Origin of the sequence: Aeromonas sp. 2692-1, assembly GCF_013085505.1 — a bacterium.
GTDB classification, from domain to species: Bacteria; Pseudomonadota; Gammaproteobacteria; order Enterobacterales; family Aeromonadaceae; genus Aeromonas; species Aeromonas hydrophila.
This window is the reverse complement of record NZ_CP038513.1, coordinates 3,628,172-3,649,293: the sequence shown is the minus strand read 5'-3', so window position 1 is coordinate 3,649,293 and position 21,122 is coordinate 3,628,172. Positions and strand designations below refer to the sequence as shown.

The window sequence follows — 21,122 nt, the reverse complement described above, 5'->3', positions numbered from 1 at the left end:
TGACCAAGGCGCATCGCAATCGGTGCGCCTTTTCATTATTTACGCCCATCGAGTTCGGGAGCATAAGTACAAACATGATGTTGGATAAACTACGCGAAGGGGCGCAGGGCAAGGTAGCCAAGGTTATCTTGGGCCTGATCATCCTCTCCTTTGCCTTGGCCGGTGTAGGTAGCTACCTCAACGGCCCGGCTCGTACCGCCCCCGCCACCGTCAACGGCAATGACATCAGCTCCGCTGCGCTGGAAAATGCCTATCGCAACGAGCGGGCCCGCATGGAATCCCAAATGGGGGAGTCTTTCAGCCAGTTGGCCGCCAATCCTGACTACATGAAGCAGTTCCGCCGTGGCGTGCTGGACCGTCTGATCGATCAGGCCCTGTTCGACAGCAAGGCACGTGAACTGGGTCTGCGGGTCAGCGATGAGCAGATCAAGCAGGCCATCGTCGCCATGCCCGAGTTTGCCGAAGATGGCAAGTTCAACAACGATCGCTATCTGCAGCTGATCCGCCGCGCCGGCATGACCCCGGAGATGTTCCGTGACTCCCTGCGCCAGGACATGGTTCGCCAGCAACTGATGGGCGCCCTGCTGGGCACCGAATTTGCACTCAAGGGTGAAGCCGAGCAACTGGACAAGCTCTACAACCAGACTCGCGATCTGCGTCTGGTGCGCCTGGCCGCTGCTGCCTACCTGGGGGATGTGAAAGTTTCCGATGAAGAGGTGGAGCAGTACTACAAGGCCAACAGCAGCCACTTCATGAATGACGAGCAGGTCAAGGTTGACTATCTGCTGCTGGACGCTGCCACCCTTGGCAAAGACGTCAAGGTGAGCGAGCAGGATGCCCAGGATTACTACGATCAGCACCAGGATCTGTTCCAGCGTGCCGAGCGTCGTCATGTGGCTCACATCCTGATCCCGTTCGGCAAGGACGAGAAAGCCGCCGAGCAGAAGGCCGAGGCCGTGCTGGCCAAAGCCAAGGCCGGTGACGATTTCGCCGCGCTGGCCAAGGCCGACTCTTCCGATACCTTCTCCGCCAAGAAGGGCGGCGAGCTGGACTGGTTCGAGAAAGGGGTGATGGATCCGGCGTTCGAGAAGGCTGCATTTGCACTGGCCAAGGCCGGTGATCTCTCCACCGTGGTGAAGAGCCCGTTTGGTTTCCACGTCATCAAGCTGCTGGGGGTTGAACCGGCCCAGACCAAGCCGTTTGCCGATGTGAAAGCAGAGACCATCAGCCGTCTGCAGGCAGACAAGGCCAAGGAGCTGTTCTTTGCCGAGCAGCAGAAGATGGCCGACAGCAGCTTCGAGAACCCGGATTCGCTGGACTTGACCGCCGACACCATGGGTCTCAAGGTGCAGTCCACCGGTTACTTCAGCCAGGCTGATGCACCGGCACCGCTGAACGATCCCAAGGTGCTCTCCGCCGCCTTCTCCGAGCAGCTGCGCGATGACAACACCAACTCCGATGTGATCGAACTGGCAGATGGCAAGGCGCTGGTCATGCACATCACCGGTCATCAGCCGAAAGCGGCCAAACCGCTGGCGGAGGTGAAAGACCAGGTGATTGCAGCCATCAAGCACGACAAGGCCAGTGAAGTGGCTCGTGGCAAGGCGCAGGGTCTGCTGGACAAGCTCAAGGCTGGCGAGAATATCCAGGCCGAGCTGACCGCGCTGGGTCTGAAGGTGGAGAATCATGACGGGGTAGCCCGCTTCGCTCAGGATCTGGATCAGAACCTGGTGGCGCAGGCCTTCCGCATGCCTCATCCGATCGACGGCAAGCCGAGCGTCGAGCTGGTGACCGAAGCCAACGGCGACCGCGTGGTGGTGGCCCTGGACAAGGTGACTGTCGCCAAGGAGCCGTCTGGCATGGCCAAGCTGCTGCAAGGCCAGCTGGGTCAGGGCAAGGCTCAGGTGAGCTACAAGTCCCTCATCGACGAGCTGCGCAAGTCTGCCAAGATCGAGTACTTCACCGATGTGGAAGCCTCGGTCGAATAAGTCGAACCGATCCCAATCGATGTGAAAACGGCCCCTTGATGGGGCCGTTTCTTTATCTGCGAGGCGCCGTTCGGTCTCCTTTCTTTCTGGCGGGATGACAACCCGGTCCTGGCAGGGGGAAGGGGATATGACGCTCGGGATGATCCGCGTCGTTTGGCAGATATCGCAGGCATAAAAAAACCGGCACTCAGGTGCCGGTTTTCATTGACGGGATATGCGGGCAGGAGGGGGTTACACCACGCCCTGGGTACGCAGGTAATCCTCGTAGGTGCCACCGAAGTCGCGGATGCCATCTTCAGTCAGCTCCAGGATGCGGGTCGCCAGGGAGGAGACGAACTCACGGTCGTGGGAGACGAAGATCAGGGTGCCCTTGTACATCTCCAGCGCCAGGTTCAAGGATTCGATAGATTCCATGTCCAGGTGGTTGGTCGGCTCATCCATGATCAGGATGTTGGGGCGCTGCATCATCAGCTTGCCGAACAGCATGCGGCCCTGTTCACCACCGGACAGCACCTTGACCGGCTTCTTGATGTCGTCCTGGGAGAACAGCAGACGGCCCAGCACGGAGCGTACGGCCTGCTCGTCTTCGTTCTCCTGTTTCCACTGGGCCATCCAGTCGAACACGTTGAGATCGGTGTCGAAGTCCTCGGCGTGATCCTGGGCGTAGTAACCGATCTGGGCGTTTTCGGACCATTTGATGGTGCCGGTGTCCGGCGCCAGCGCGCCCACCAGGGTTTTGATCAGGGTGGATTTACCGATACCGTTGGTACCCAGAATAGCGACCTTCTCGCCCACTTCCAGCATCATGTTGAGGCCCTTGAACAGCGGAGCCTCGCCATAGCCCTTGGATACGCCTTCGATCTCCAGGATGTTGCGGTAGAGCTTCTTCTCCTGTTCGAAGCGGATGAAGGGGTTCTGCCGGCTGGAGACCTTCACTTCCTCAATCTTGATCTTGTCGATCTGCTTGAGGCGGGAGGTGGCCTGGCTGGACTTGGAGGCGTTGGCGCTGAAACGCGACACGAAGGATTGCAGATCGGCGATCTGGGCCTTCTTCTTGGCGTTGTCGGCCAGCAGGCGCTCACGGGCCTGGGTGGCGGCCGTCATGTACTCGTCGTAGTTGCCCGGGTAGACGCGCAGCTCGCCGTAGTCCAGATCCGCCATGTGGGTGCAGACGGAGTTCAGGAAGTGACGGTCGTGAGAGATGATGATCATGGTGCTCTCGCGATCGTTGAGCACCTGTTCCAGCCAGCGAATGGTGTTGATGTCCAGGTTGTTGGTCGGTTCGTCCAAGAGCAGGATATCGGGGTTGGAGAACAGCGCCTGTGCCAGCAGCACCCGCAGTTTCCAGCCCGGCGCCACTTCGCTCATCGGGCCGTTGTGCTGCTCGATGGGAATGCCGGCACCCAGCAGCAGCTCGCCTGCGCGGGATTCGGCGGTATAACCGTCATACTCGGCGACCAGGCCTTCCAGTTCGGCGGCCTTCATGTAGTCGTCGTCGGTCGCTTCCAGGTTGGCGTAGATGGCATCGCGCTCGGCGATGGCGGCCCACAGCTCGGTGTGACCCATCATGACCACGTCCAGTACGCGCATCTCTTCGTAGGCGAACTGATCCTGACGCAGCTTACCGATGCGTTCGTTGACGTCCAGGCTCACATTACCGCCAGTGGGCTCCAGATCGCCGCCGAGGATCTTCATAAAGGTGGACTTGCCACAGCCGTTGGCGCCGATAAGGCCGTAGCGGTTGCCGCCGCCAAACTTGACGCTGATGTTCTCAAACAGCGGCTTGGCGCCGAACTGCATGGTGATGTTATTGCTTGAAAGCACTGGAATGTCCCGGTTGGTCTGTCAAATGGCGCGCATTATGGCACAGATCCCCCGAAAGTTTTAGCAAGAACTGTGATCCGGGCCTATTGCAGAGGGGATAGAGAGGGTGGTGCTGTGCGCTCGTGCACCTTGGCGGCCATGGCCGTGTCGATCTGATCACAAGGGGCGATAACTGCTGCCTCTCGGCATGAAAAAAGCCGGCCCTGGGGCCGGCTTGCAACCGTCAATCGAAGGTTCAGTGGGAGCTGGCGCTGGCTGCCCCCAGTCCGGTCTGGGAACGGACAAACTGCGGGAAGAACTTGGCGTGCTCGTCGAGCGCATTTTGCGACTTGTCGGTGACCGAGAACAGCCAGATCCCGACGAAGGCCACCGCCATGGAGAAGAGGGCGGGGTACTCGTAGGGGAAGATGGCCTGAGCATGGCCCAGCACCTTCACCCACACGGTCGGGCCCAGGATCATCAGGCTGACCGCGCTCACCAGCCCCAGCCAGCCGCCGTAGACGGCGCCGCGAGTGGTCAGGCGAGACCAGAACATGGAGAGGAACAGTACCGGGAAGTTGCAGCTGGCGGCGATGGAGAAGGCCAGGCCCACCATGAAGGCGATGTTCTGCTTCTCGAACAGGATGCCGAGACCGATGGCGACCACTCCCAGCACCACAGTGGTGTACTTGGAGACGCGCAGCTCGTCGGCTTCGTTGGCCTTGCCCTTCTTGATGACGCTGGCATAGAGATCGTGGGAGACCGCCGAGGCGCCGGCCAGGGTCAGCCCGGCCACCACCGCCAGGATGGTGGCAAACGCCACGGCGGAGATGAAGCCGAGGAACAGGCTGCCGCCTACCGCATCGGCCAGGTGGATGGCGGCCATGTTGGTACCCCCCAGCAGGGCACCGGTGGCGTCCTTGAAGTCCGGGTTGGTGCTGACCAGCAGGATGGCGCCAAAGCCGATGATGAAGGTCAGGATGTAGAAGTAGCCGATGAAGCCGGTGGCATAGAACACGCTCTTGCGCGCTTCCTTGGCGTCACTCACGGTGAAGAAACGCATCAGGATGTGGGGCAGGCCGGCGGTACCGAACATCAGGGCCAGACCCAGCGAGATGGCGGAGATGGGATCGGCGACCAGGCCACCCGGGCTCATGATGGCGATGCCCTTCTCGTGCACCTTGACCGCTTCACTGAACAGGGTGCCGATGTCGAAGTTGACCGACTTCATCACCATGATGGCCATGAAGCTGGCACCGGAGAGCAGCATCACCGCCTTGATGATCTGCACCCAGGTGGTGGCCAGCATGCCGCCGAACAGCACGTAGAGCACCATCAGAATGCCGACCAGCACCACGGCCACATGGTATTGCAGGCCGAACAGCAGCTCGATCAGCTTGCCGGCGCCCACCATCTGGGCGATCAGGTAGAGGGCGACCACCACCAGGGAGCCGCTGGCGGAGAGGGTGCGCACCTCGGTCTGCTTGAGGCGGTAGGAGGCCACGTCGGCAAAGGTGTACTTGCCGAGGTTGCGCAGCCGCTCCGCGATCAGGAACAGGATGATGGGCCAGCCCACCAGAAAGCCGATGGAGTAAATCAGGCCATCGTAGCCGGAGGTGTAGACCAGCGCGGAGATGCCGAGGAAAGAGGCGGCGGACATGTAGTCACCGGCAATGGCCAGGCCATTCTGGAAGCCGGTGATGCGCCCGCCGGCGGCGTAGTAGTCGGAGGCCGAACGGTTGCGCTTGGAGGCCCAGTAGGTGATGAACAGGGTGGCCGCCACGAAGATCACGAACATCACGATGGCCGAGATATTGAGCGGTTGGCGATGCACCTCGCCGGTCAGCGCATCGGCTGCCAGCAGGGGGGAGGAGGCCAGCGTGGCCAGCAACAGCAGAGACTTGCCTTTCATGATTGGGCTCCCTTGAGGATCTTCTGGTTCAGTTCGTCAAACTCGCCGTTGGCCCGAAACACATAGATGCCGGTCAACACGAAGGAGGAGAGGATGAGGCCCACTCCGACCGGGATGCCGCGGGTAATGGTGGACCCTTCGCTCAAGGGGGTGCCAAGCCAGCCGGGGGCGAAGGCGATGAGCATGATGAAGGCCAGATAGAGCCCCAGCATCAGGATGGAGAGGGACCAGGCAAAGCGCTGGCGCTTGGCGACCAACTCCTGGAAGTTGGGATCTTGCTGGATCCGAAGATACGGTTGCTGTTCCATTGCAGTGCTCCATGACATTGAGTGTCGGCGGTGAATGAAGGGAGGTCCCTACCGAGCAGCAGGGCTGCTCATGTAAGCAAAATGTGAATCAAATGTTATTTGTGGACAATTAGACTTTGGGATAAGCCAGTGGCCCGCCCCGGGTGAGGCGCAAGAAGATGAGGGCGGCGGTGATGGCATCGCTCAGGGCGTCGTGGGCGGGCAGGGCCGGCAGGCCCAGGTGGCTGCTGATGGCGGCCAGATGCAGGTCGATGGCGGCATCGGGATAGCGGCGATAGAGGTGATCGTGGTAGAGCCGGCTCACCTCTATCCCGCGCTGCGCCAGGGTCAGCCCCCAGCATCGCTGGCAGGCGAGATTGAGGATCCGCAGGTCATAGGCGATGTGATACCCCACCAGTTCGCGCGGGCCGATAAAGGCGAGCAGCAGGCGCAGCGCGGCTTCCAGCGTCATGCCCTGTTGCAGATCCTGATGGCGCAGACCGTGGATCACCACCGAATGTTCGCTCAGGCTGGCCGGCGCTTGTACCCGGATGGACAGCGCCTCGCCGGTCAGCACCCGGTTGCCCTGGATGCGCACCGCGCCGATGGCGACGATCTCGGCCTGGGCGGGATCCAGGCTGGTGGTCTCGAAGTCGAGGGCCACCCACTCGTCGGCGGGCGGGTCGGCATAGAGCGGGGCAAATGCCGGGTCTTTAACGCGGCGACCATGCCAATGACGGCGCAGGTGGCTCAACATGGCTACTGCCTCAGACGAAAGTGCAAGGTGAGCCACTGCTGGAACTTCTTCACCTGATGCAGTGCCTGGCGCAGCAGATCCCGCTCGCCGTGGCTAAGATCATTGACCTGCACCCGACTCTCCCCCTCCTTGAGTTGGCTGCGTAGCCTCAGCCGGATAAAGAGCCTGAACGCCTCCGCCAGATTGTCGCCAAAGCCAGCGCTGAGCCGCCCGGCCGTTACCAGCGCCTCGATCCGTGTCAGGGTAGAGGTCTCCAGGATGGCGGCTTCCAGCGCCAGCATGCGAATGCCGTGTACTAGCGGGAAGAGGCCACCACGTTTCAGATCCAGCCCCTCCGGCGCCCGCTCCAGACGGCCAAACAGGGTGAGCGGCGCATGAAACGCTACCGCCGGTCGCACCATCTCTGCCAGCAGATCTCCCCGCTCGGCCAGCTGCTCGCGTAACTTGCGGGCGAGAGGGGGGAGCAGGGCGCGATCGCCGGCGATGGGGTGGGCGTCGGCCAGGGTGGCGAGCCAGAGCAAGTCTGCTTCACTGGCCTCGACGCAGGACCGCTCGATCTCCTGCTGCCAGAGCGCCAGGGGCTTGACCCAGGCCGGATTGTTGACCATCACCCGGCCGGGACAGGGCGGGTAGCCGAGCCGGGCCAGCAGCTCGCTGAAGGCGGCCAAATCGGCCTGCTGGGTCGGCCAGTGCAGGTCGGCGGGCAGGATCAGGGCATTGTCCTGATCGGTTTTGAGGATCTGCTCGCCGCGCCCCTCCGAGCCCAGCATCAGCAGGCAGACCCGCTCCTGCACCGCGGGCGGGATCACCAACGCAAAGGCCTTGGCGATCAGCTGTTCGTTGATGGTGGCGATGAGCTTCATCAAAAAGGCGGTGTGGATCCCCTGGCCGAACAGCGAGCGGGTCAGCTGTTGCTGCTCGCGGGCCACCGCTTCCAGCGCCGGCAGGGTGTCGGCGCGAGCGATGCGCAGGGTCAGCACATGGGAATGGGTGGAGAAGAGGCCGAGCACCTGGGTCAGGTGCAAGATCCCCGCCACCTCCTGTCCCTGCCAGACCACCAGCCGCTTGATGCGATGACGGGTCATCAGCAGCAGGGCGTCGAACAGATAGCTGTCCAGTGGCAGGCCGATGAGCGGGGTCGGATCCAGCACCGCCAGCGGCGTCGTCAGCGGCAGTCCCTTGAGGGTCAGGGCGTGCAGCAGGGTCTTGCGGGTCGCCAGACTCAGGCTGCCATCCGTGGCCGGGTAGAGCAGGCAGTCGGTGCCCTTGGCCACCATGGCCTCGGTGGCGGCCAAGAGCGACAGGCGGCTGTCGACGATGAGCGGCGGTTGCAGATGGCCGGGCTCGATGCGGGTCAGGATGAACTCCGCCAGATTCTTCTGTCCCAGCTGGGCGCGCTGCTCCTGCTGTTGTTGCCGCTGTGCCAGGCTGGCGGTGAAGTAGCGGGCGAAGGCGGGATTGCCCTCGCACAGCTCGATGAAGGTGGCTCTGGGGATCAGTTGGCAGAGCAGATCTTCCAGCGCACTGAACTGGTGGCGGCAGTGGCCGTCAAACTGGGCGCGCACGTCGAACAAATCCCCCTCGCCATAGTCGCCAAACTGGTGATGAGGGCTCGACTCCTCCACCGCCCCCTTGAGGACGAGATAGAGGCCGGGGGGCGCATCGCCCGCCTTGAGCACTGGCTGGCCGGCGCGAAAGTAGCAAATGGAGAGGTGCTGCTCGAGCCGTTGACGCTCTTCTGCGGTCAGGCAGTCAAACGGCGGGCGGGCAAAGTTGAACAGGCTGGTCATGGCAATCCTTGGCCGGTGGCGTCAAGCCAGTCTGACAAAGCGGCGCCTGACCAGCCAGCCGACTTTAGTCGCACGCGCCGTGGCAGTGGGAAACCGGGCTCCTCGCTGTACCTGGCGATAACACTCTGATAACGTGGTGGTATGACCAGTGCGAACTCAGGAGAGGACAGGGGAAAATGGAAAAACCAAGGGTCAAATGCGAGATCCGGGACGGCATCGCCGAGGTAATGCTGGCACGGGGCGACAAGCTCAATGCGCTGGACAGGGCCATGTTCAGCGCCATCGACGGGGTACTCGAGCAGCTGCGCCAGCACAAGGGGCTGCGGGCGGTGATCCTGCACGGGGAGGGGCGGGCCTTTTGTGCCGGGCTGGATGTGAAATCCATGCTCAAGCAGCCGGTGGCGGCGCTCGAGATCTTAAAACGCGAGGCGGATGAAGCCACCAACCTGGCCCAGCGGGTGGCCTATGGCTGGCATCAGTTGCCGGTGCCGGTGATCGCCGTGACCCAGGGGGTCTGTTTTGGCGGCGGGTTGCAGATTGCGCTGGGCGCCGACTTTCGCTTCAGCACCCCCGATTGCCGCTTCTCGGTGATGGAGATCAAGTGGGGCATCATCCCCGACATGAGCGGCAGCGTCACCATGCGCAACCTGATGGGGGTGGATACCGCCATGGAGCTGGCCATGAGCGGGCGCGAGCTGCCGGCGCCGGAGGCCAAGTCTCTCGGGCTGGTGAGCCGGGTCTGCGACGATCCACTGGCCGAGGCGCGGGAGTTCGCGAAGACCCTCATCACCAAGTCGCCGGACGCACTGGCGGGGATCAAGCAGCTCTACAACCAGGCCTGGGCCCGCAGCGACGAGGCGATGCTGAAAGAAGAGACCCGGCTGCAAAAGCAGATCCTGGGGCGTCCCAACCAGTGGCGCGCCACCCTCAACAGCCTGTTCCGCTGGCGTCTGCCGTTCGGGCCGCGCCGCAACGCGCTCTGACAGGCAGGGATAAACAAGAAATGGCAGCCTAGGCTGCCATCTTTGTTGGGGAGTGGTGCGCGATCAGGAGATCTTGCGATCCTGGTCCGGTTCGAAGGAGTGACCGGATTTTTCCTGCTCCAGGTTGTCTTCGGAGCGGTGACCGGCCCAGTAGTCGGCGTTCTTGATGCCGAGTTTCTCCGGGTGGAACACCGGATCCAGCCCCTTGGCTTGCTGCGCTTCATAGTCGCGCAGGCAGGCAAAGGCGGTCTTTTGCAGCAGCAGGATGGCGATGATGTTGAGCCAGGCCATCAGCCCGACGCCTATGTCACCCATGCCCCAGGCGAGCTCGGCGGTTTTCACTGTGCCATAGACGGTGGAGGCCATCAGGGTCAATTTCAGCACGAAGGTCAGCCAGGGACGGTTCACCTTGCGGTTGATGTAGGCGATGTTGGTCTCGGCGATGTAGTAGTAGGCAACGATGGTGGTGAACGCGAAGAAGAACAGCGCGATGGCCACGAACATGCTGCCAAAGCCAGGCATCATGCTCTCCATGGCGGTCTGCACGTAACCCGGGCCCGCGGCCACGCCGGCGATGCCGGTGTAGAGAGCGGCACCGTCCGGACCCTGCACGTTGTAGAGGCCGGTGATGAGCAGCATAAAGCCGGTGGCGGAGCAGACGAACAGGGTATCGATGTAGACGGAGAACGCCTGCACCAGACCCTGTTTGGCCGGGTGGCTTACCGCGGCGGCAGAGGAGGCGTGCGGCCCGGTCCCCTGACCCGCTTCGTTGGAGTAGACCCCGCGCTTGACCCCCCACATGATGGCCAGACCCAGAATGGCGCCGAAGCCGGCATCAAAGCCGAAGGCACTCTTCCAGATCAGCAGGATCACGCCGGGCAGGGCGTGGATATTGAGGGCGATGATGACGCAGGCGACGATGATATAGCCGAGCGCCATGAAGGGCACCACGGTACTGGCGAAGTTGGCGATGCGCTTGACGCCGCCGAAGATGATGAAGCCGAGCAGCAGCGCCAGACCGGCGGCGGTGACGTTCGGATCGATATCAAACGCGGTCTGCAGGCTGGCACCGATGGAGTTGGCCTGTACCCCCGGCAGCAATACGCCGCAGGCAAAGATGGTGGCGATGGCGAACGTCCAGGCGTACCACTTCATGCCGAGCCCTTTCTCGATGTAGAAGGCGGGGCCGCCGCGGTATTCGCCGTTGATCTTCTCCTTGTAGACCTGACCCAGGGTGGACTCCACGAAGGCGGAGCTGGAGCCGAGGAAGGCCACCATCCACATCCAGAACATGGCACCCGGGCCGCCGAAGGTGATGGCGGTGGCGACCCCGGCGATGTTGCCGGTACCCACCCGGCCGGCCAGGGTCATGGCCAGCGCCTGGAAGGAGGAGACGCCCGCATCCGTGCTCTTGCCATCAAACATCAGCCGGATCATCTCCTTGATGTGACGCAGTTGCAAAAAGCGGCTGCGCAGGGAGAAGTAGAGGCCTACCCCCAGACACAGATAGATGAGCGCCGGGCTCCAAATCACACCATTGATGGCATTGACGATCTCATTCATGTACAACAACTCCTTTGTTGTGCTGTCTTGTTGGCGGGGTCTGTGCCCCGCTCCCTCAAATAGGTGGTGACCCTCGGGTCACTCGTTATGGTGTGGGACGGGTCGGTGGATGTTTCCACTGGCCAGTCCGCGGGTTTTAACATATCGATTTGTGTTGGGGCTTCCCAGCGAAATATGTTGTTATCTTGTTAATTTGTGAATTGACATTAACAAATGGCCGGTGCAACTGGACAGAATGCGGTGCCGGCCCGGTATCATCTCCTCTTTCGTCGGCCCTTTGCGGCGGGAGAGGGAGAGCAAAATCAAGGCCAAGGATGAAGATGGAGCAAGAAATCGCGATGATCCGCCCGGCGTGTGCCGAGGATACGGCCGCCATGGCCGACCTGTTCGGCCAGCTGGGTTATCCGGTCAGCCCGCAGGTGCTTGGGGATCGCTGGCTGGCGCCGGATCCGGCCCGCGAGGTGCTGGTGGCCTGCCTGGAGGACGCGATAGCCGGCGTGCTGGTGTGGCACTGGCTCAGCCCGCTGCATGTTGCACCAGCGTGGGGCCTGATCTCGGCGCTGGTTGTCGATGAGGGTGCAAGGGGATGCGGCGTCGGCGCCGCCCTGCTGGCGGCGGCAGAGGAGCGGGCGCGAGCGCAGGGTTGCAGCCAGCTGGAGCTTTCCAGCAGCCTCAAGCGGGAAGGGGCCCATCGCTTCTATCTGGCGCAAGGGTATGTCGAGCGTCCGAAACGGTTTGTGAAAACAGTCTGATCAGCAAGAGGAGTCTGCGTGTTCTGGTCTCGCTTACGAAGTGTGTTTGGTGGTGCGTCCCGGCAAGATGACAATGGGCCTGGTGCGCTGGAGTGGCAGCAGGCCCTGGCTGCGGTGCCCATTTTGCAGGGTTTTTCCCGGGAGGAGGAGCAGACCCTGATCGGGCTGGCGCAGCAGCTGCTGGCCCGCAAGACCTTGACCCAGATCGGGGTGTCGCTCACTCCCCGTCAGCAGGCGGTGCTGGCGTTGCAGGCGGCGCTGCCCATTTTGCATCTGGGGCTCGACTGGTATCGGGGCTTTCACGAGATCATCCTGATCCCCGAGCCGGTGGTGCGCCGCCAGCAGGTGCAGGACGAGTTCGGGCTGGTGAGCGAGGTTGAAGAGGAGAACGCCGGCGAATCCTGGCCGCAGGGGCCGTTGGTGCTGGCCTGGAGCGAGCTGCAGCAGGATGGGGACTGGGACGGCTTCAATCTGGTGATCCACGAGCTGACCCACAAGCTCGACATGCTGGGAGGGGAGGCTGACGGGGCGCCGCCACTGCCGGCGGGCATGGATCCGCGCCAGTGGACCGATGCGCTGCAGGCGGCATTCGATGACATGCAGGGGCAGCTGGATCGCCACGAGCCTACCGCCATCGATCCTTACGCCGCCTCGCACCCGGCCGAATTTTTTGCGGTGTGCAGCGAGTGCTTTTTCACCGATCCACTGCGCCTGCGCGACACCTATCCGGCGGTGTATCAGCAGTTTACCCGCTTCTTCGGTCAGCAACCGGCCGCGCGTTTTCCGGCCACCCGGCTGCTGGCGGGGGAGCCCGAGTATCACGGCTAGCCGGGCGATCCTGGTAAATCGCGCCCAACAAAAAGGCACCCCGCGGGGTGCCTTTTTCGTGACAGCTGTATCGGCCGGGTGCTTAGGCAGCGGCTTTGAGCTGAACGGCGGCGGCTTTCTTGTGATCGCCGATCGGCATCACGGTGCGGCCGAACTGCTCGTTGATCACGGTGGCCATGGCCAGGTAGATGGCGCTGGCGCCACAGATGATGCCTTCGAAACCGGCGATGGTGCCGATCAGGGTGCTGCCGGTGAAGTCACGGGCGGCCAGCAGGAAGAACAGCACGGTCAGGGAGGCGAACACGAACTGCTTCACGCGCGGGTAGTTGACGGTCCCGATCAGCATGAACAGGGTGAACATGCCCCACATCAGCAGGTACCAGCCCATGTAGGCGTGCGGGGTGGCCTCGGCCAGACCCATGGTCGGCATCACCAGCAGGAACACCAGGCTCCACCAGAAGGTGCCGTAGGAGATGAAGGCAGTCACACCGAAGGTGTTGCCGCGCTTGTACTCCATGATACCGGCGATGATCTGGGCCAGACCGCCATAGCACAGGCCCATGGCCAGGATCATGGCGCTGATGGGGAAGAAACCTGCGTTATGGATGTTCAGCAGAATGGTGGTCATACCAAAACCCATCAGACCCAGAGGGGCAGGGTTGGCCAATTTTTCGCTCACGTGGCGTTCTCCAAAAATAGAGGTGGGGGTTGATAAAAGACGCGCGATTTTAGGCAGGCTCTTGGCGCTGGGCAAGGGGGGAAATGGTCGAAACGGTAAAAAAATAACGGGATTTTTTACCTGACTGACCATTCGTGCGATCCAGGTAGATGACAGGTGAATGAATGGTGCCGACAAGGTTGATAAATTGTATTGAGTAGCACGATTCTGAAAGTTTCATACAAATCTGACCGATGGGCTGAGCAGTGCCGTCAACGGGATGCCCATTGCCAAGCCCGAGTACATCGTAGGCTAAAAATTGCTCTCATATGCCATCAGACAAGAGATGTTCATTGCTTGATTAAGGCAAACGGCCAAGCTGTCTGCTCACAGCATCGACAAGGTCGAGCAGGGGCCTTTGTGCCGGACTGGTTCGCTTAGGACGCTGAGGTGTGAAGTGACCGCAGGCTAGGGGGCTGAGTGAGAAAATCTTGGCCGATAAGTGGCTGTGGCTGTGTCACCGCGCGCAGGCGTGGCCGTGCGGTGGCTGAATTGCCGAGAGAGCCAGTGGCTGGTCGAAGCAAGGGGAAGGTGAGGCTGAGGTCAGAGCGGCTTAATCGTCCAGGGTCAGCACCACCTTGGCCTCCTTGTCGGCCTCCTTGACCTGGCTGTCCAGCACGAACAGCCGCTCCGGTGCGATCCCCTGGCGGTCCACCAGAAACTCCTTGGTGTTCTGGGCGCGGCGCATGGCCAGATTGCGCAGGGACTTGGCGGTGATGAGCTGCTGATCCCGCAGCAGGAGAACCGCCTGGGTGCGCAGGGCCGGGCTCTCTTCATCGAGTTTCAGCCGATCGGCCAGATCGCCGAGATCTTCGTTGAAACGGGCCTCATAAGCTTGTGCCAGCGCCGATTGCATGGCGGGGTCCTGCTCCAGCAGTTCGAGGTCCACCGGGCCGCCGGTGATCTTGGCCAGCACTCGCTCCAGCTTCTGGCGCTGCAGGATGGGGCGCTCCTCGTTGAAGTTGACCTTGCCGCGAATGTTCATGCTGAGCTTGGGCCTGTCCTTGAGGGCCTGCGCCAGTTTGGCCAGCTTCTCCTGCTGGGTGGGGGTGAGATCGGGCTCACCGGGCAGGAAGGGCAGCTCATCGAGATCCTCGCTGCCGCCCGCCAGGGAGGCGAGCAGCGAGAAGGGGGAGGTGACGGCCTTGCGCAGGGTGTTGCCGAGCACATCCCAGAAGATGTTGCCGAGGCTGAAGTCCGGCTGATCCAGGTTGCCCTTCACCTTCAGGTTCATCTGGATGACGCCGTTGGCATCGCTCAGAAGGGCGACAGCCAGTCCCAGCGGCAGATCCTTGGCCTGTTCGCTTTTCACCTTTTCCCCCAGCTGCAGTTTCTTGATGGTGATGTCGTTGTCCCCCTCCAGCCGGTTGCCCTGCAACTGGTAGTTGAGCTTCATGGAGAGCTGCCCCTTGTCGATGGCATAGCCGGCGTAGGTGCTGGAGTAGGGGGTGAAGGTGGTGAGCTCCAGGTTGTTGAAGGTGACGGCCACGTCCAGTACCGGCTGCTCGATCAGCAGATTGGTGCCGCCGCGGATGGTCACCGGGGCGTAGCGATCCACCTTGCCGTTGAAGGCCAGCTCGGAGCGCTGGCCGGGGATGTTGCTGATGTGGCGGCTCTGGCCGCTGAGGGCGGCGATGTCCACCACGAATTCCGGGCTCAGGCTGCGATCGGCAAAGCGCAGATTGCCCTGCTCGGTGCGCACCTGGGCGATGCTGACGCGGGGGGCCGGTCCGCTGCTGGCGGGCTTGGCCGTGGCGGGTTGCGGCAACAGCAGTTGCTGCACGTTGGTAACCCTGTCTTCGTTGATCTCGATGCGGGCGAAGGGTTTGCGCAGCAGGATGTCATCGATCTTCACCTGCTGGCTGATGCCGTCGTAGTGCAGGCCGCTCAGCTGCAACTGCTCAATTTGCAGCAGGCGCTGGTTGTCGGCCCGATCCAGCACGTTGAGCCGCTCGATATCGAGCCCGCCGCTCAACTCCAGCTTGCTCAATGCCCCCTTGGCATCGGTGGCCAGCGCCAGCTTGGTGCGGCTGGCAAGCTGGCCGTCGCGCACGCTGATGCGCAGCAGATCCTGCAGATAGGGTTGGGCCCAGCTGAGCGGCAGGCCCTGTTGCTTGATCTCGCCGTTGAGGCTGAAGGGGGTGAGGGCGAGGTCGCCGTCAAAGTCCAGTTTCGCCTGGTTGTTGAGCGCCCCGCTCAAGGTGAGCGGGCTGCTCTGCCCGCTCTGACTGCCCAGCGGACCCATGGTCAGCGTCAGGGCGGAGAGCTCGCGCAGCAGCGGTTTGCCGCTGCTCGATTCGGTCAGATTGAGCTGGCCCTGTTCGATGCGAGTCTGCTTGAGGCTCCAGCGCCAGGGTTGGCCCGGCGCCGCCGGTTTGGCGGCTTTACTGGTGTTGACCGGCGGCTGGGGGAGCAGCAGGGTCGCCAGATCCAGCTGCTGATTGGCATCGAGCACCGCGCTGACGGCCGGCGCCTTGAGCGCCAGCCGGTCTATCTGCAGCGCCTGCTTGTTGCCGTCGAGTGCGATGCCGATCAGCGCCAGCTGCTTGAAGCGGGCAAATTCGCCGCCCTTGCGACGCTGGAGCTGCCAGTCATTGAGGGTCAACTTGCCCTTGGATAGCTGCCAGCTCAGCCCCTGCTTGCCCTCGGCTATCTGGTAGGCAAGCTCGGCGTTGGCCTCGCCCTTGGCCAGCTTGATGTCGAGATAAGGGGCCCAGAGCGGGGCGAAGGGGGCGAGCGCCAGCTTGCCGAGGCTGATCTTCCCCTTGCCGGCGCCGCTCATGATGTCGAGCTCGCCGCTCGCGTTGAGCGGGCTCTGCTGGTTGAGGGTGGCGGCGAGCACGAAGGGGTTGGCGCGGCCAGGGGCGGTGGAGAAGGTCGGCAGTTGCAGGTCGAGTCCGCTCAGGGTCAGGGTGGGCACCCAGCCGGGGCTGCTCTGCTTGCGGCTGTCCTGATAGGCGATGTGACCCTGCTCTGCCGCCAGTTGGTTGATCTGCACCAGCAAGGGGGCACCGCTGTCGGTGGTCGCGGCGTCACTTGGCGCGAGCAGGCTGGCCAGCGCTTCGGTCAGATTGAAGCGAACGGTTTTGCCTTGATCCGCCAGCCGCACCAGGTTGACGGTTGGCTTGACGAGGCGCGCCTCGTCGAGGATCAGGGCATGCTGGCGCCAGCTTTCCCCAATCAAGGGGGTGAGCTGCAGGCGCTCGAAGGCGACGAGGGGCTGCTGCTGGTCATCGAACAGGGTGGTGGGGCCGATGGCGAGGGAGGGGTGGCGCAGGCCGACGTCGATCTCCCCCAGGCTCAGGTGCAGGCCGTAGTGTTTGGCCAGCCAGCTCGGCAGGTGGCGCTGGGTCAGCGTGGGGGCTTGCCATAGCAGAATAAGCAGGGAGAGCAGCAGGGCGGCGCAGAGGTAGAGGGCGTAGCGCAGCAGACGGGCACGCAGAGGCTTGGGCATGAGGGTCTCCAATTGATGCGCATAGGGTAACAAACTTTCAGGGCATGATCATGGTGCCACTTGATGCTGTACGCCGTACTTTGTCCAAAGGCTTGCCAATTTCCCGCTCTCTTTCAGCTGCGTCAGCCACTGTTCCAGCTGCTGTACCGAGATCCCGGCGTCCGGACTGAGCAGGGCGCGCAGCTCATACTGCTGATCCCACCGGTTGGAGCGCAGCAACTGGTCGGCCTGCTCGGGGTACTCCTTGTCGAACTGGTTGAGGTAGGAGAGGTTGAGGATGGCCACCTCGCCGCGCCCTTTGAACAGCCCCTGCAGGGCGCTGATGTTGTCCTTGACCAGGGTGATATTGAAGCGCTGCTTCAGGGTGCTCGCGGTGGCGTCGAAATCGGCGATGCCGTAGTGATAGCCACTGACCCCGATCAGCTGGCGTTGCGCCAGGTTGTCAAAGAAGGATTGATCCCGCCCCGGCGCCTTGAGGGCGACGTAGCGCTCGCCGCCCAGCAGCAGCGGACGGCTGATGCGCACCTGATCGGCATTCCAGTCCCAGCGGATATCTTCGAACAGCATCAGCGAGAAGCGGCCGAGGGCCAGCGCCTTGTAGCGGTGGGGGGCCGAGGTGGGTACGAACACGAAGTGCACATCCTGCTGGATGTCGTTGAGCAGGGCGATGAGATCCAGGGTCAGCCCGCGATAGTGGCCGCTGTCGTCCTTGACGACGAAGGGAGCATAGGGGTAGCCACCGACCCGGATCAGCGGGTGGCCCCATGCCGTACAGCAGAGCAGCAGCAACAACCAGCACCAGCGTTTCATGGGGTCTCCCAGGAGGCAGAGATGATCCCAGATTCGGTTAATCTGCGCTGGTTTTCAAGCTGTTAAGGGAATTAACACAGCGCTGCTCGGCCGCCTCCAGCTCGGCCATCACCATCTGGATATCCTCCAGCTGCTGGTGCAGGGAGTGACGCTTGGCCTCGATGAGCTGGATCATGGAGTTGAGCTGGGTCTTGCTGGAGCGGTCGGTGTCATACATGTCGAACAGCTCGCGGATCTCCGCCAGGCTAAACCCCAGCCGCTTGCCGCGCAGGGTCAGCTTGAGCCGGATCTTGTCCTTGTGGCTGTAGATGCGGGTCTGCCCCTCCCGAGTCGGGGTGATGAGCCCCTCGTCCTCGTAGTAGCGGATGGTGCGCGGCGTGATGTCGAACTCGTGGGCCAGCTCGGAGATGCTGTAGGTCACCTCCTTGCCGGTGAGCCCGTGGGCGAGGGTATTGGACATGGCGGGGCTCCTTATTGCGGGGATGGCTGGCACAGCCGGGTGCGCAGCCGCTCGGCATTGGCGTGCAGGGCCCGGCCGACCCGTGAGCCGTTGGGGCGGCCGAGCTGCTCGCTCACCCACTGGCCGGTGGCAGCCAGCTGGTCGAGATCGACGCCGGTGCTCATGCCAAGGCCGTGCAGCAGGTAGACCACCTCCTCCGAGGCGACGTTGCCGGAGGCGCCGGGGGCATAGGGGCAGCCGCCGAGCCCGGCCACCGAGCTGTCGATGGTGCGGATGCCGCGCTCCAGCGCCGGCAGCAGGTTGGCCAGGCCCTGGCCATAGGTGTCGTGAAAATGGACCGCGAGCCGGCCGGCCGGGATCTCGTGCAGCACCGCATCCAGCATGGGGGCCACCGTGCCCGGGGTGCCGACGCCGATGGTGTCGCCGAGCGATATCTCGTGGCAACCCAGATCCAGCAGTCGCTCGGCCATGGCGGCGACCCGCTTGGGCCGGGTCGGGCCATCGAACGGGCAGGCGATGACGGTGGAGAGGTAGCCGCGCACCTTGATGCCGAGGCTGCGCGCCTCCTGCACCAGCGGGGCGAAGCGCACCAGCGACTCCTCCACGCTGATGCCGATGTTGGCCTGAGTAAAGCCGTCGGAGCAGGCGGTGAAGAGGCCTATCTCGTCGGCGCGGGCGGCAATGGCGGCCTGCAGACCCTGCAGATTGGGCACCAGGGCGCCATAGCGGGTCGGCCCCCTGCGCGGCAGGGCGTTGAACAGTGCGGCGGAATCCGCCATCTGCGGCACCTTCTTGGGCGACACGAAGGCGCCCACCTCGATGCGCTGCAGCCCGCTCTCGGCCAGGCGGGCGATGAGCTCCAGCCGCTGCACCAGCGAGAGGGTGGCGGCTTCATTTTGCAGGCCGTCCCGCGGCCCCATCTCCACCAGGCTGACCTTGTCGTCCCGGCTCTCCTGTGCTCGGCTCATGAGCGCTCCTCCTGCGCGGTATGCTGTTCGGCAAAGCGCACCAGCAGTGCGCCCTGACTCACCTGTTCGCCCTGGCGGCACTGCAGTGCCTCGATCACCCCATCCCGGTCGGCCTTGAGTACGTGCTCCATCTTCATCGCCTCCAGCACCAGCAGGGGTTGCCCCTTGCTGACCGGCTGGCCGGCCTCGACCTGCAACGCCACGACGATGCCGTGCATGGGGGCCAGGATGCCGGGGGCGTCGCCGGTCTGGGGATCATGGTGCAGCTGATGATGCAGATCATCGACCGAGAAGCGGATGCGCCTGCCCGCCAGGTGCAGCAGATAGTCGCCCTCGCCGAGGGCGTGCAGCGGGTAGCGCTGCCAGCTGCCGGCCTGCTGCAGACGGATCTGATCCGCCCCGAGCTCGAACGGGATCTGCTCACCCTGCCAGAGCAGGCTGCCTGCCCGCTCGGCGAGGGTCAGCACGCGGGCCTCCTCGCCGATGCGCACCGCTGCGCTAAAGCTGCGGGTGGGGCCCAGCCGAAAGCCCGCGGCCTGTTGCCAGGGGGAGGCGCCGTGCTCGCGAGTTGCGAGCCAGAGCGCGGCGAGCGGCCAGGCGAGCGCCGGGATGGGCAGAGCGTCGGTGGGAATGGGCCACTGGGTGTGATGGCCCATGGCCAGCACCTCAGGCTCTTCGCACAGACGCAGCAAGAGCGGGCCGTTGTGCACCAAGGGGCCGAGTTCCAGCGCCGCCAGCGCGTCGGCCAGGCTGGCAAAGGCCTCGTTGCGGCTCGGTGCGTGGGCGATCAGCTTGGCGATCATGGGGTCGTAATAGGGGCTCACCGCATCGCCAGCGCCGACGCCGGTGTCGATGCGCACGCCGGTCGGCCAGTGGAGCCAATTGATGGGGCCGCTGGCGGGCAGAAAACCGGCGGCCACGTCTTCGGCGTAGAGGCGCGCCTCCACCGCGTGGCCGCGCAGCACCACGTCCTCCTGGGTGAGCGGCAGCGGCTTGCCTTCGGCCACCGCCAGCTGCCAGGCCACCAGATCCTGGCCGGTGACGGCCTCGGTGACCGGGTGCTCCACCTGCAGCCGGGTGTTCATCTCCATGAAGAAGAACTCCTCCCCGCACAGCAGAAACTCGATGGTGCCGGCTCCCCGATATGTGATGGCCCGGGCAGCGGCGACGGCGGCTTCGCCCATGGCACGGCGCAGTGCCGGTGCGATGTCGGGGGCGGGTGCCTCTTCGATCACCTTCTGATGGCGGCGCTGCAACGAGCAGTCCCGGTCTCCCAGATAGATGGCGTTGCCAAGGGTATCGGCAAACACCTGCACCTCCACGTGGCGGGCGCGGGCGAGATAGCGCTCCAGCAGCACGTGGTCGTCACCGAAGGCGGCGCTTGCCTCCCGCTTGACCGCCGCCAGGGCGTCGTCAAAGTCGGCCAGCTGATCGACCCGACGCATTCCCTTGCCACCGCCGCCGCTGGCCGCCTTGATAAGGAGCGGAAAGCCCACCTGGCTCGCCTGATCGCGCAAAAAGTCGGGGTGCTGATCCGCGCCGTGATAACCGGGCAGCACCGGCACGCCGGCTGCCTGCATCAGCGCCTTGGCGCCCGACTTGTCGCCCATGGCGAGGATGGCGGCGCCGCTTGGCCCGATGAAGCGTAAGCCTCGCTGCTCGCAGGCGGTGGCAAAGTCGCTGTTTTCGGACAGAAAACCGTAGCCCGGGTGGATGGCGTCGGCGTTGGCCTGCTGGGCGATGCGCAGCACCTTGCCGGTGTCGAGGTAGCTCTCCCGGGCGGGGGCCGGCCCCAGATGCCAGGCTTCGTCGGCTTCCCGCACATGCATGGCGCGGGCGTCGGCGTCCGAGTAGAGGGCGATGGTGTGAATGCCGAGGCGCCGAGCGGTCTTGATGATGCGCACGGCGATTTCGCCGCGGTTGGCGATCAGCAGGCGCTTAATTGGAGTGTGATGGGTCATGCTGACTCCCTGTTGTTCAAGGCGTACAAGTGCGAAGCGTGTTGATCCACACGCCAGTTATATTGAGCACAGTTGGCGATCAGCAAGC

General features: G+C 63.4%; 16 protein-coding genes. 4 read left to right on the top strand and 12 right to left on the bottom strand.

From position 1 onward, the window contains the following. Positions 1-74: 74 nt before the first annotated feature. Positions 75-1,988 (top strand): peptidylprolyl isomerase, encoded by a 1,914-nt coding sequence (gene ppiD, locus E5E97_RS17165; protein ID WP_171280623.1) that lies wholly within the window; start codon positions 75-77, stop codon positions 1,986-1,988. Positions 1,989-2,219: 231 nt separating this feature from the next. Here the strand turns inward: ppiD and E5E97_RS17160 are convergent, their stop codons facing one another. From E5E97_RS17160 to E5E97_RS17140, 5 genes are all read right to left on the bottom strand, one after another. Continuing rightward, positions 2,220-3,812, bottom strand: a complete 1,593-nt coding sequence (locus tag E5E97_RS17160) for an ABC-F family ATPase (RefSeq protein WP_011705884.1) — start codon at positions 3,810-3,812, stop codon at positions 2,220-2,222. Between the two features lie 235 nt (positions 3,813-4,047). Next, positions 4,048-5,703 carry a cation acetate symporter gene (locus E5E97_RS17155; RefSeq protein WP_017408234.1) on the bottom strand — a complete coding sequence of 552 codons (1,656 nt, stop codon included), beginning with the start codon at positions 5,701-5,703 and terminating at the stop codon, positions 4,048-4,050. Next, positions 5,700-6,011 (bottom strand): DUF485 domain-containing protein, encoded by a 312-nt coding sequence (locus E5E97_RS17150; RefSeq protein ID WP_011705924.1) that lies wholly within the window; start codon positions 6,009-6,011, stop codon positions 5,700-5,702. Before E5E97_RS17150 ends, E5E97_RS17155 begins: the two co-directional genes overlap by 4 nt. A 109-nt stretch (positions 6,012-6,120) precedes the next feature. Next, positions 6,121-6,747: a 3'-5' exonuclease gene (locus E5E97_RS17145; RefSeq protein WP_171280622.1), complete on the bottom strand. Its 627-nt coding sequence runs from the start codon at positions 6,745-6,747 to the stop codon at positions 6,121-6,123. 2 nt (positions 6,748-6,749) lie between these two features. Next, on the bottom strand, positions 6,750-8,537 hold the full coding sequence (locus tag E5E97_RS17140; protein WP_171280621.1) for a putative nucleotidyltransferase substrate binding domain-containing protein: 1,788 nt from the start codon (positions 8,535-8,537) through the stop codon (positions 6,750-6,752). 176 nt (positions 8,538-8,713) lie between these two features. On the opposite strand from E5E97_RS17140, the gene E5E97_RS17135 reads away from it, so the two are divergent. Next, positions 8,714-9,520 (top strand): crotonase/enoyl-CoA hydratase family protein, encoded by an 807-nt coding sequence (locus E5E97_RS17135; protein ID WP_101150064.1) that lies wholly within the window; start codon positions 8,714-8,716, stop codon positions 9,518-9,520. 63 nt (positions 9,521-9,583) lie between these two features. On the opposite strand, the gene E5E97_RS17130 is transcribed toward E5E97_RS17135, so the two are convergent. Beyond that, positions 9,584-11,083, bottom strand: a complete 1,500-nt coding sequence (locus tag E5E97_RS17130; RefSeq protein WP_171280620.1) for a sodium:alanine symporter family protein — start codon at positions 11,081-11,083, stop codon at positions 9,584-9,586. A gap of 314 nt (positions 11,084-11,397) precedes the next feature. Here E5E97_RS17130 and E5E97_RS17125 point away from each other — a divergent pair, with 314 nt between their 5' ends. After that, positions 11,398-11,835, top strand: coding sequence for a GNAT family N-acetyltransferase (locus E5E97_RS17125; RefSeq protein ID WP_171280619.1), 438 nt, complete (start codon positions 11,398-11,400; stop codon positions 11,833-11,835). An 18-nt stretch (positions 11,836-11,853) separates the two neighbouring features. Further along, positions 11,854-12,663: a zinc-dependent peptidase gene (locus E5E97_RS17120; RefSeq protein WP_171280618.1), complete on the top strand. Its 810-nt coding sequence runs from the start codon at positions 11,854-11,856 to the stop codon at positions 12,661-12,663. An 82-nt stretch (positions 12,664-12,745) separates the two neighbouring features. On the opposite strand, the gene E5E97_RS17115 is transcribed toward E5E97_RS17120, so the two are convergent. The 6 genes from E5E97_RS17115 to E5E97_RS17090 form a co-directional block, all read right to left on the bottom strand. Continuing rightward, a complete protein-coding gene (locus tag E5E97_RS17115; RefSeq protein WP_011705937.1) occupies positions 12,746-13,342 on the bottom strand; it encodes a GPR1/FUN34/YaaH family transporter in 597 nt (198 codons plus the stop codon). Positions 13,343-13,934: 592 nt separating this feature from the next. Continuing rightward, positions 13,935-16,835 carry a DUF748 domain-containing protein gene (locus E5E97_RS17110; RefSeq protein ID WP_171280617.1) on the bottom strand — a complete coding sequence of 967 codons (2,901 nt, stop codon included), beginning with the start codon at positions 16,833-16,835 and terminating at the stop codon, positions 13,935-13,937. 48 nt (positions 16,836-16,883) lie between these two features. Beyond that, positions 16,884-17,645 (bottom strand): ABC transporter substrate-binding protein, encoded by a 762-nt coding sequence (locus tag E5E97_RS17105; protein ID WP_118881129.1) that lies wholly within the window; start codon positions 17,643-17,645, stop codon positions 16,884-16,886. A 37-nt stretch (positions 17,646-17,682) separates the two neighbouring features. Continuing rightward, positions 17,683-18,105 (bottom strand): MerR family DNA-binding transcriptional regulator, encoded by a 423-nt coding sequence (locus E5E97_RS17100; RefSeq protein WP_118881130.1) that lies wholly within the window; start codon positions 18,103-18,105, stop codon positions 17,683-17,685. An 11-nt stretch (positions 18,106-18,116) separates the two neighbouring features. Then, positions 18,117-19,073: a hydroxymethylglutaryl-CoA lyase gene (locus tag E5E97_RS17095; protein ID WP_060389214.1), complete on the bottom strand. Its 957-nt coding sequence runs from the start codon at positions 19,071-19,073 to the stop codon at positions 18,117-18,119. Then, on the bottom strand, positions 19,070-21,034 hold the full coding sequence (locus tag E5E97_RS17090; protein ID WP_118881132.1) for a biotin carboxylase N-terminal domain-containing protein: 1,965 nt from the start codon (positions 21,032-21,034) through the stop codon (positions 19,070-19,072). Before E5E97_RS17090 ends, E5E97_RS17095 begins: the two co-directional genes overlap by 4 nt. Between the last annotated feature and the right edge of the window lie 88 nt (positions 21,035-21,122).

What these genes read in the sequence shown, in the direction of transcription:
- ppiD (WP_171280623.1), top strand. Translation starts at nt 75, where the DNA reads ATGATGTTGGATAAACTACGCGAAGGGGCGCAGGGCAAGGTAGCCAAG.
- E5E97_RS17155 (WP_017408234.1), bottom strand. Translation starts at nt 5,703, where the DNA reads ATGAAAGGCAAGTCTCTGCTGTTGCTGGCCACGCTGGCCTCCTCCCCC.
- E5E97_RS17150 (WP_011705924.1), bottom strand. Translation starts at nt 6,011, where the DNA reads ATGGAACAGCAACCGTATCTTCGGATCCAGCAAGATCCCAACTTCCAG.
- E5E97_RS17145 (WP_171280622.1), bottom strand. Translation starts at nt 6,747, where the DNA reads ATGTTGAGCCACCTGCGCCGTCATTGGCATGGTCGCCGCGTTAAAGAC.
- E5E97_RS17140 (WP_171280621.1), bottom strand. Translation starts at nt 8,537, where the DNA reads ATGACCAGCCTGTTCAACTTTGCCCGCCCGCCGTTTGACTGCCTGACC.
- E5E97_RS17135 (WP_101150064.1), top strand. Translation starts at nt 8,714, where the DNA reads ATGGAAAAACCAAGGGTCAAATGCGAGATCCGGGACGGCATCGCCGAG.
- E5E97_RS17130 (WP_171280620.1), bottom strand. Translation starts at nt 11,083, where the DNA reads ATGAATGAGATCGTCAATGCCATCAATGGTGTGATTTGGAGCCCGGCG.
- E5E97_RS17125 (WP_171280619.1), top strand. Translation starts at nt 11,398, where the DNA reads ATGAAGATGGAGCAAGAAATCGCGATGATCCGCCCGGCGTGTGCCGAG.
- E5E97_RS17110 (WP_171280617.1), bottom strand. Translation starts at nt 16,835, where the DNA reads ATGCCCAAGCCTCTGCGTGCCCGTCTGCTGCGCTACGCCCTCTACCTC.
- E5E97_RS17105 (WP_118881129.1), bottom strand. Translation starts at nt 17,645, where the DNA reads ATGAAACGCTGGTGCTGGTTGTTGCTGCTGCTCTGCTGTACGGCATGG.
- E5E97_RS17100 (WP_118881130.1), bottom strand. Translation starts at nt 18,105, where the DNA reads ATGTCCAATACCCTCGCCCACGGGCTCACCGGCAAGGAGGTGACCTAC.
- E5E97_RS17095 (WP_060389214.1), bottom strand. Translation starts at nt 19,073, where the DNA reads ATGAGCCGAGCACAGGAGAGCCGGGACGACAAGGTCAGCCTGGTGGAG.
- E5E97_RS17090 (WP_118881132.1), bottom strand. Translation starts at nt 21,034, where the DNA reads ATGACCCATCACACTCCAATTAAGCGCCTGCTGATCGCCAACCGCGGC.